5 protein-coding genes are annotated in these 5705 nt (G+C 70.0%); 4 read left to right on the forward strand and 1 reads right to left on the reverse strand.

Annotated features, from left to right (window positions below):
* Positions 1–55: 55 nt before the first annotated feature.
* From CCO04_RS28015 to CCO04_RS28030, 4 genes are all read left to right on the forward strand, one after another.
* Complete coding sequence (locus CCO04_RS28015; protein WP_215817475.1) at positions 56–1771, forward strand: ParB/RepB/Spo0J family partition protein; 1716 nt, start codon at positions 56–58, stop codon at positions 1769–1771.
* A gap of 254 nt (positions 1772–2025) precedes the next feature.
* Positions 2026–3573 carry a ParB/RepB/Spo0J family partition protein gene (locus CCO04_RS28020; RefSeq protein ID WP_215817476.1) on the forward strand — a complete coding sequence of 516 codons (1548 nt, stop codon included), beginning with the start codon at positions 2026–2028 and terminating at the stop codon, positions 3571–3573.
* Positions 3570–4334 (forward strand): ParA family protein, encoded by a 765-nt coding sequence (locus CCO04_RS28025; RefSeq protein ID WP_215817477.1) that lies wholly within the window; start codon positions 3570–3572, stop codon positions 4332–4334. The genes CCO04_RS28020 and CCO04_RS28025 overlap by 4 nt, the downstream gene beginning before the upstream one ends.
* Entirely contained in the window at positions 4331–4597 is a 267-nt protein-coding gene (locus CCO04_RS28030; RefSeq protein ID WP_215817478.1) for a hypothetical protein, read from the forward strand. Before CCO04_RS28025 ends, CCO04_RS28030 begins: the two co-directional genes overlap by 4 nt.
* Before the next feature lie 136 nt (positions 4598–4733).
* Here CCO04_RS28030 and CCO04_RS28035 read toward each other — a convergent pair whose 3' ends face one another.
* Complete coding sequence (locus tag CCO04_RS28035; RefSeq protein ID WP_215817479.1) at positions 4734–5546, reverse strand: hypothetical protein; 813 nt, start codon at positions 5544–5546, stop codon at positions 4734–4736.
* Positions 5547–5705 lie beyond the last annotated feature (159 nt).

Below are 5705 nucleotides of genomic sequence, written 5' to 3' on the forward strand. Positions count from 1 at the left end.
GGGTTGGCCAACGCAGAGGCCGGTCCCCCGATCCCCTGGGCAGAAAGAGGTCCCCGTGACCACCACGCAGAACACCAAGAACAAGAGCGCCAACGGCACCGCAAGCAAGACCGGCCAGAAGTGGGAGGTCGGGACGCTCGTGCACGTCGCCCCGCACACCCTGCTCATGACCAAGAACATCCGCGAAGCCCAGCCCAGCGTCGGGCTCATCAAGTCCGTCGCCGAGGTCGGGGTCTTGGAGCCCATCACCGCCGTCATCACCAACGACGGCGCCGACCTCCTGGTCCGCTTCGGGCACCGGCGCACCCTCGCCGCGATCGAGGCCAAGGCGGTCACCGTGCCGGTCTACATCGTCGGCATCGACGGCGGAACGGACGGCGACGTCAAGGCCGACGAGATCGGCCGCGTCATCAGCCAGCGCGACGAGAACACCCACCGCGACGGCCTCACCACCGCCAACGAGGCCGGGGTCGTGCAGACCCTGACCAACCTCGGGATGAGCGCCGCACAGATCACCAAGAAGGCCCGCATCCCCCGCGCCCAGGTCGACGCCGCGATCACGGTCAACAAGTCGCAGTTGGCGGTCAAGGCCGCCGAGCGCTACGACCTCACCCTGGACCAGCTCGCGGTCATCGCGGAGTTCGAGGACGACACCGACACCGTCAAGGCCCTGGTCGCGGCCGCGACCACCGGTCAGTTCGACCACGTCGCCTCCCAGGCCCGCGAGTCGCGGTCCCAGCAGCACCTCCGCGAGGCCCTGGTCAAGGAACTGACCGACGCCGGGCTGACCCTGCTGCTGGACAAGGAGGACCGGGAGGGCGCCAGGGACCTCGACAGCCTCTGGGTGAGCGCCGAGGACCGCACGCCGCTGTCCAAGATCGAGCACGAGGACTGCCCGGGACACGTCGCGTGGATCGGCGCGAAGTTCGTCAACGTCGACAAGAACGGCGACCCCCTGGTGCTCCCGGAGGTGCCTGACCTGGACGAGCCCGAGGCCCCCTACGACGAGCGCGCTCAGATGGACTACGAGAGCGGCGACGACGAGGAGGCCGAGGAGCCCCGCGCGGCGGTCGACCCCGAGGTGCTCGCTGCCTACGACGAGGCCCAGGCTGCCTACGAGAAGGCCGCCTACGACTACGACGAAGCGGTCGCTCAGGCGTACGCCGGATCACGACGGATCACCGTCCCCGCCGCCGTCTACGGCTGCAAGGGCTGGCCCGAGCACGGCCACCACGACCCCTACGGTCCCCCGGCCCGCACCGCTGGCTCCGGCACCGGCGCCAAGCCGGTCAGCGACGCCGAGCAGGAGAAGGCCAAGGAGCAGGCCAAGAAGGACCGCCGCCTGGTCATCGACAACAACAAGGCGTGGGACGCCGCGATCGAGGTCCGTCGCGAGTACCTCGCGACCCTGGCCAAGGCCAAGACCCCGCCCAAAGGCACCCAGAAGTTCCTCGCCGCCGCCCTCGTCACCGACGCCGGTCTCATCAGCGACTACACCGCCCGCGCACTCGCCGGTGACTGGCTCGGCTTCAACGCCAAGACCAACCCGGCGAACGTGATCGACAAGGGCACCGACAACCGCGCGCTCGTGGTCGCGCTCGTCCGGGTGCTCGCGGCCTACGAGGCCCCCCTCGGTGGCCAGTTCGGCCGCTCGGAGTGGCGACGCGACGGCACCACCAACGCCACCGGTCGCTACCTCCGCTTCATCGAAAGCGTCGGCTACACCCTCTCCGACGTCGAGAAGTACGCGATCACCAAGAAGACCGTCTGACCGCACGGAACCATGAGCGGGACCCGGCCTCCGCGCCGGGTCCCGCCCCCGGGGGCCTCCCCCACCAGCCGGGCATCGAGCCCGGCCGGCGAGGGCGATTCCAGCCAGAATCACCCCACCGACTCCGCGCCGCCGGCCACCCCGCAGCTCACCGATTCCGACTGGAATCGCAGCGACACGCCCAGCGCGCCTCCCCCACTACGGCGCTCTCACGGCCAATAATCGATGTATTACATGTATTGAAGGAGCGACACATGGCAGCGACACGGAAGAAGGGCCTTGCGGGCGGCAGCCTCGGCCTCATCGGCGGAGCCAGCCCGAGTCCCAGCACGTCACCCGCAGCGCCGGCGACCGAGCAGCCTGTTGACGTCACCCCGCAGGGCGATTCCAACCGGAATCACCACGGCGGTACGACGGCCCAGTCGCCACAGCCGGCCAGCGGGGGAGTGGTCACCGGGGGCATCATCGGCGCGCTGCGTCGCGGCGATGACCAGACCGGCACACGGGTCCTGCGGATCCCGCTCGACCAGGTCGCCCCGCACCCCGAGAACCCGCGCGAGAGCCTCGGCGACCTCGCCGGCCTGGCAGAGTCGATGAAGGAAGTCGGCCAGCTCCAGCCCGGCCTGGTCGTCACTGTCGACCAGTTCGTCGCCGAACACCCCGACTGGCGCGACCACGTCCAGGGCTATGCCTGGGTGGCCACCGCCGGCCACCGGCGACGCGCAGCAGCCGAGCTGGCCGGCCTCGACCACTTCGAGGCCATCGCCAAGCCCGACGCGGACAAGATCAGCACCTACGTCACCTTCCTCGCCGAGAACATCCACCGGGCCGGCCTCAACGCGATCGAGGAAGCCCGCGCACTTCAGCTCATGGCCGACGCCGGGCTGAGCCAGCGCGCGATCGCCGCCAAGTCCGGCATCGCCCAGGGCCAGGTGTCCAAGCGCCTCTCTCTGCTCAAGCTGCCCGAGGAGGTTCAGTCCGCGATCACCGGGGGAGCGGTCTCGCCCACCGACGCCCTCGCGCTCACCGGCATCCCCGCCGACGAGCAGGCCGAGGTCTGGCGCCTCGCCCAGCGCGAACAGATCACCCTCGACACCGCGGTGCGCCGAGTCGAGCGCGACCGCGCCGCACGACTCGTCGCGATCAAGGCCCGCGAGGAGGCCGAGCGCAACGGCGTCCCACTCGTCGAGGACCCGCACAAGGAGTGGGCCCACGCCGCCAGCCGGCACCGCATCTACAGCGACGAGCAGATCGAGACCGCCCGCGCCTCCGGCGACCTGCGCGCGCACCCGACCAGCAACGGGATCGCCTACTACAGCGCCGCACCCGTGGGCAGCGACGACCGGCCGCCCGCACCCGACGACGCCGCCGAGAAGCGCGAGCGGACCGCCGCGATGAAGGCCCGCACCGAAGCCGCCGGCCAGCTCGTGCAGAAGCAGCCCACCGCCGGCCAGGCCACCAGCGCCCTGGTCGACCTGACCCTGTTCAACTACGGCAACTACGCCGACTGCCTGCGCCTGGTCCACAAGTGGCTGGGGGAGCGGCTCGGCAAGCCGAGCGACTCCATGTACACCTGGTGCGAGAGCCTCGCCCACGCCGACAGCGCACAACAGCGCTGGGCCGCCTGGGCCATGACCGTCGCCAGCGCCGAGGTCCAGGCCCGCTACACCAACACGCCGTGGCGCGCCCGCCAGCGCGACTACCTCGCGCAGCTCGTCCGCGAAGTCGGCTACCAGCCGACCCCCTGGGAGCAGGCCCGACTCGACCGCATCCCCGCTGCCAGCAAGGAGAACGACCGATGACCACCATCGCGACCGCCAACGCCGGCGGCTCCGCCGGCAAGACCACCACCGTCGTCGCCACCGCCGCGCTCCTCGCCCGGGCCGGCCACGAGGTCAAAGTCATCGACCTCGACGGCCAGCACAACTGCTCAACCATCCTCGGCTACGACCAGCCCACGACACCCACGATCGGCGACGTACTCCAGGGCCGCGCGACTCTCGACCAGGCCACCGTCCCCACCGGGATCCCGGGCCTGAGCCTGGTCCCCTCCACACGCGAGCTCGACGCCGAAGCGCTCCAGCTCAGCGGCGCCATCGGCGGCGAGCAGCGCCTGCGCCAGGCCCTCGAAGCCAGCGCCACGCCAGCCGACGTGACCCTCATCGACTGCCCCGGCTCGATCGGCATCCTCACCATCGCCGCCCTGGTCGCCGCCGACGCCGTCATCACCGTCGCCACGCCGTCGATCAAGGAGATCTCCGGCATCCCGCCGCTGCAGCAGACCGTGCTCGAGGTCGCCACCGCCTACAACCCCAAGCTCCAGCTCGCCGCGGTCATCCCCACCGTCGTGCCCTCGGCCTCCCGCGGAGCCGCCTACGCCCAGGCCCTTGACCTTCTCCGCGAGACCTTCGGCGACATGGTCAGCCCACCCGTGCGCCAGGCCGTCGCCGTCGTCGAGGCCTACAGCCACCAGATGCCCGTCACCGAATACGCACCCCAAGAAGGCGTCAGCGCCGACTACCGCGACGTCCTCGGGTTCCTCCAGGACCGAGGTGTCCTATGAGCCGCGAGCCCTTCAGCGCTCAAGCCGATTGGGACGTCCAAGAACGTGCCCGCGACGCCGTTGCCGGCGTCAAGAAGGCCACGGGCACCAATTACACGCTCAGCCAGTTCCTCGAAGACGCCCTCGCGCGCCACACCGCGTACGTCGAAGAGACCTACAACGATGGACAGCCGTTCCCGCCGCGGCGCCAGCCGCTCCCGCGCGGACGGCCCGTCGCCGACATCTCCTGGAAGACACACCCTCTCCAGGACTCCGCCGGGTGATTCCAGCCGGAATCACCTCCGTTTGAGCGCTGATCTGCGCAGCGTTCAAGCAGCAGGGGCGTGCGGCGGGTGGAAGGCGAATCTGCGCGCCACCCACCCGCCGCACAAGCCCCATTGCCACGGCCGTATCGCGCCTCTAGTCGCCGTCGCGCGACCTCTCTCCGGCGCCCTCAACGCGAACAGGCTCGTTGAGGACCCGGACCACCCATCGGCGCCTTCCGCTTGACGCCGCACCCGCCGCGGCTCGGGCGCGCCGCCCACTTTTCGGCGTACCTGCCGAGGGGCGGGAAGCCTCGGCCGGATCCACCGACGCGGCGCCGGTCACTCGGACCACAGAAGGCTCCACATTCGACTGCACCTCGAGAGGCCCGAGTCGCTCCAGTGTCTCTCCCAGTTCCTTCAGGCTGGTGGCCTGCGCGATCTCTAGATCGGCTAGTCGTCGGCGCGCGTTCGAAACCAGAGCCTCGGTGCGCGCATCATCTGCCTCCGCTCGCCCGATCCACCACTGAGCTCGGAACCGGTAGGGGAGTCGAGCAAGCTCGTCCGCGTGTTTCAGAACGTAGGCGAAGAAGGCCCAGGCCGCGCCACCACCCGCGCCGACCTCCGCGAGCTCCATCCACAGCGGTGACTGCATCGAGAGCGTGACCGACGGGTCGTCTGGAGCGGCGGGCCGCAGAAGGTCGGCCTCGAACTCGGACACCGCATCCACAAGCCGCTGAAGTGCGGCGGCGTCATCCTTCCCCCAGAGCACTTCGTCAAGGACGTCATAGCAGCGCTCAAACGCCCACACCGTGCGCCAAGCCTGCTGAACTCCGCTGATGACCTCGGCAGCCTCGCCCAGCGTTCGGAGATCGCGCGCCGTCGTGATCCGGACAAACAGTCGGTTCTGATCCCGCTCCTCGTGCTGATCCGGAGAACGCGGAGGCGCCTCACCTTCAGTTGCGCCCACCCCTGCCTCCTAGATCGTCGCCGGTGTCCGCAGGCCTTGATGCTCTGCTCGCGCGTCCGCCGATGCTATTCGGTTCCGTCACCCCTGCGATTCCAACTGGAATCGCCCCTCCCCACAGGGAGGGAACGACCAGGGCCCGACCGACAGAGGGTCGGGAAC

Origin of the sequence: Pimelobacter sp. 30-1, assembly GCF_018831735.1 — a bacterium.
Classification (GTDB): domain Bacteria; phylum Actinomycetota; class Actinomycetes; order Propionibacteriales; family Nocardioidaceae; genus Nocardioides.

Excerpts from the sequence above, each read along its gene's own strand:
- CCO04_RS28030 (WP_215817478.1), top strand. The coding sequence starts at position 4,331 with ATGAGCCGCGAGCCCTTCAGCGCTCAAGCCGATTGGGACGTCCAAGAA.
- CCO04_RS28025 (WP_215817477.1), top strand. The coding sequence starts at position 3,570 with ATGACCACCATCGCGACCGCCAACGCCGGCGGCTCCGCCGGCAAGACC.
- CCO04_RS28020 (WP_215817476.1), top strand. The coding sequence starts at position 2,026 with ATGGCAGCGACACGGAAGAAGGGCCTTGCGGGCGGCAGCCTCGGCCTC.